This window comes from Nostoc sp. UCD121 (genome assembly GCF_014222285.1).
GTDB lineage: Bacteria > Cyanobacteriota > Cyanobacteriia > Cyanobacteriales > Nostocaceae > Nostoc.
Window position 1 is genome coordinate 1 of sequence record NZ_JACKZS010000409.1, and the last position, 2,673, is coordinate 2,673.

Annotated in this window: 4 protein-coding genes and 1 pseudogene; 1 reads left to right on the forward strand and 4 read right to left on the reverse strand. The window is 43.6% G+C overall.

Annotation, left to right across the window (positions count from 1 at the left end; genetic code table 11):
- The 4 genes and pseudogenes from GNF10_RS36315 to GNF10_RS36330 form a co-directional block, all read right to left on the reverse strand.
- A pseudogene (locus GNF10_RS36315) lies at positions 1 to 160 on the reverse strand (SDR family NAD(P)-dependent oxidoreductase); the annotation flags it as partial.
- A 27-nt stretch (positions 161 to 187) separates the two neighbouring features.
- Positions 188 to 436 (reverse strand): adenylyl-sulfate kinase, encoded by a 249-nt coding sequence (locus GNF10_RS36320; RefSeq protein ID WP_185586030.1) that lies wholly within the window; start codon positions 434 to 436, stop codon positions 188 to 190.
- 95 nt (positions 437 to 531) lie between these two features.
- Complete coding sequence (locus GNF10_RS36325; RefSeq protein WP_185586029.1) at positions 532 to 900, reverse strand: hypothetical protein; 369 nt, start codon at positions 898 to 900, stop codon at positions 532 to 534.
- A gap of 879 nt (positions 901 to 1,779) precedes the next feature.
- Positions 1,780 to 2,352, reverse strand: coding sequence for a CAP family protein (locus tag GNF10_RS36330; RefSeq protein ID WP_185586028.1), 573 nt, complete (start codon positions 2,350 to 2,352; stop codon positions 1,780 to 1,782).
- Between the two features lie 46 nt (positions 2,353 to 2,398).
- Here GNF10_RS36330 and GNF10_RS36335 point away from each other — a divergent pair, with 46 nt between their 5' ends.
- On the forward strand, positions 2,399 to 2,635 hold the full coding sequence (locus GNF10_RS36335) for a hypothetical protein (RefSeq protein WP_185586027.1): 237 nt from the start codon (positions 2,399 to 2,401) through the stop codon (positions 2,633 to 2,635).
- Positions 2,636 to 2,673 lie beyond the last annotated feature (38 nt).

Genomic DNA, 2,673 nt, shown 5'->3' on the forward strand with positions numbered 1-2,673 from the left:
TGGCTTCGTGCAACTTGTCTAAACCACGACTTAGACCAGCATTGTTAATGAGAATGTCGATGTCAGACCAGGCAGGCTGTAGAGTAGAAATGGCAGATTCGACAGCATTGCGATCGCGCACATCTAGCTGTAATAAATGAATTTCAATACCAAATTCTTTAATGAGAGTGGCGATACCTACGGTGGGCTACGCCAACGCCACTACCCCATTTCGACTGAGTAAATTTGCAACAAAGCCAATGCGGCGTACATTTGTATCCCGATCTTTTTTGCTAAACCCCAGCCCCTGAGATAAATGGGTGCGAACGACACCACCATCAAGTAATTCTACTCGGCAACCCCGCGATCGCAGTTCTTGGGCAACAGATGAGGCGATCGTTGTTTTACCCGCGCCACTTAACCCTGTTAGCCAGAGGATTAGACCTTGATGGTTCATAACTCGCTTTTTCTTCATCTATCGAAGAGTGCGATCGAACTTTACATTATTTGTGGCAGCGATCGCACATCTAAAATGTGATAATCTTTCCTAGCTCATGATGCGACTAACTTTTTGCGGCTAGGACGCTTATACTCTGATTTTTTCTTCAATCCTACCGCTTGAGCTTGATCGCTATCTACGCCATATTGTCCCCGCACAACTTCTTTCATCCCTAATACCGCATTGTGAAATTCCCATTCTGCTAATCGCGCAGCATCAGCAGCAGCACGGTATAAAGCTAGTTTCTCAGTTTCGGCTTGTTGGTGGGCTAACATAGCTTGATAAGCTTGCTGTAAGTTGGTAGCAGAGGCATCAGCACGGGTTGTTTGATAAGTGGCGATCGTTTGTAAGCCGTGCCATGAATTAACATCTTCACTAATTAATTGAGGGCGCAAACGGCGTGTTGTATCTTGGGTAGACATATCAGCATACTGTTGTAAGGTACATATTTAATGTACCCATTGCAACTCTAAAGCTATCGGTAAGGTGAAGTTTTTAGATAAAGCAAGCTTAGGAAAAAGGTAAACTGATTTTTGCTTTTTCTATGCAACAAAGGTGCAAGCTAATACATCAAAGATGCAGGTCGATGCAACAAAATTGCAAGCCAATGCAACAAAGGTGTAAGCCAATGTACCAAAGTTACAAATCTATGCATCTAGCCAATTTTTAGAACGAGCAAACATTTGCCCATCTAACACAACGTAAGTTCGACCAACTTCTGCCTGCCTTAAACTTTCGTTCAAGTCTGTCCCTCTCCGATTCGGCTACGGTGTACACACAAGTCGGAAATAGTAGTCTGTCAAGGAATAATTGACGAGTCCATTCTTTGTAGAGACGGCGATTTATCGCGTCTCTCTTACGTGTCGGTTTGTTAGACGCGATAAATCGCGTCTCTACATGAGATAAATTGGTTTATTGAGTTTGACTCGCTGCAATTTGTTTTTCTAGGGTTGAGAACGTAATGCATTATATAGCGATCGCCTTAATTGCCGCATCGAACAAAGATCCAAGTTTTGACTAGGATCTTTGTCTCATATAATTAATACTCATGTTGAATGATGAGAGTAGGGATACCTACGGTGGGCTACGCCAACGTCACCACTCCATGAAGACTGAGCAAATATAGCGTTTCTCTGTTGAGTACAATACAGACCTAACCCCCAGCCCCTTTCCTATAAGGGAAGGGGAGTAAGATTCAAAGCCTCTCTCCTAAAAGGAGAGAGGTCAAAGTGTATTGCATCCAAATAAGAACCGCTATATTTGCCCACCTTATTTAAACAAGTTGAGCAAATAGCAGACAACTAGGGTTTTAGGACGTTATCAGCAAACTGTCCTTGCACATTACCTGCGGGAGCATACTGACAAACTACATAGAAGCCATCGTACTTAGTACCCTCAATTGTTGCAGGGCCAGGTGCTGCACCACAGCCTACTTTGGTACTGCCCTTCCAGACTACCTGAGTAAAATGCCCGGTGTCGCCAGAAAATACAGGTTTGGTGTAGTCATAGTCTTTAATTTCACTGTACCAGTCTTGAACTGCTGCGCTACCTAAGTTTGTTGAGTCATCACCTCCACTCCAGTATATGTTCTCTCCTACATTGTTTCGATTAGTACTGTGTTCTAAGTCACCTTTAGCTGCTATGGTTTGTGCCCAAGCTTGGGCGCTCTGGTTGAGAGTATCATCGATAGTCACATTAGGACTCTTATGCTTGGCTCGATAAGTGTTGTGTGCAGGTACCACATCGCTACGCAACTTGGCTAAGTCAATAGATGTCTGTCCTAAAACGGAATTACCGATCATTGCTCCTCCTGTGATTGCAATGGTTAAAGCTGTAGCTGTTGTTAGGGTTAGAGTTGAAAAGAATTTTTTCATGGTTTTGTATCTCTTGAGTTAACTTTTGTAAGTCGATGCAACTAAGGTGCAGGTTAATGCAACTAAGGTGCAGGTCGATGCAACTAAGGTGCAAGTTGATGCAACTAAGGTGCAGGTCGAAGCATCAAAGGTGCAGGTCAATGCATCAAACGTGCAGGTTGATGCAACAACATTGGAGCCTGGTAGGGAAGGAAAAAAATTCAAAGCTTCATTAGCTCACCGCTTCTATCGCCTGGGCGACAATCTCACTTCCTTAAAAGCTACGGTGTACACACAAATCTGAAATAGCTGATTAACCAAGGTTTTACCCCACCCTAACCC

Bases quoted from the DNA above. Each gene is read 5' to 3' on its own strand.
- GNF10_RS36320 (WP_185586030.1), bottom strand. From the start codon at position 436: ATGAACCATCAAGGTCTAATCCTCTGGCTAACAGGGTTAAGTGGCGCG.
- GNF10_RS36325 (WP_185586029.1), bottom strand. From the start codon at position 900: ATGTCTACCCAAGATACAACACGCCGTTTGCGCCCTCAATTAATTAGT.
- GNF10_RS36330 (WP_185586028.1), bottom strand. From the start codon at position 2,352: ATGAAAAAATTCTTTTCAACTCTAACCCTAACAACAGCTACAGCTTTA.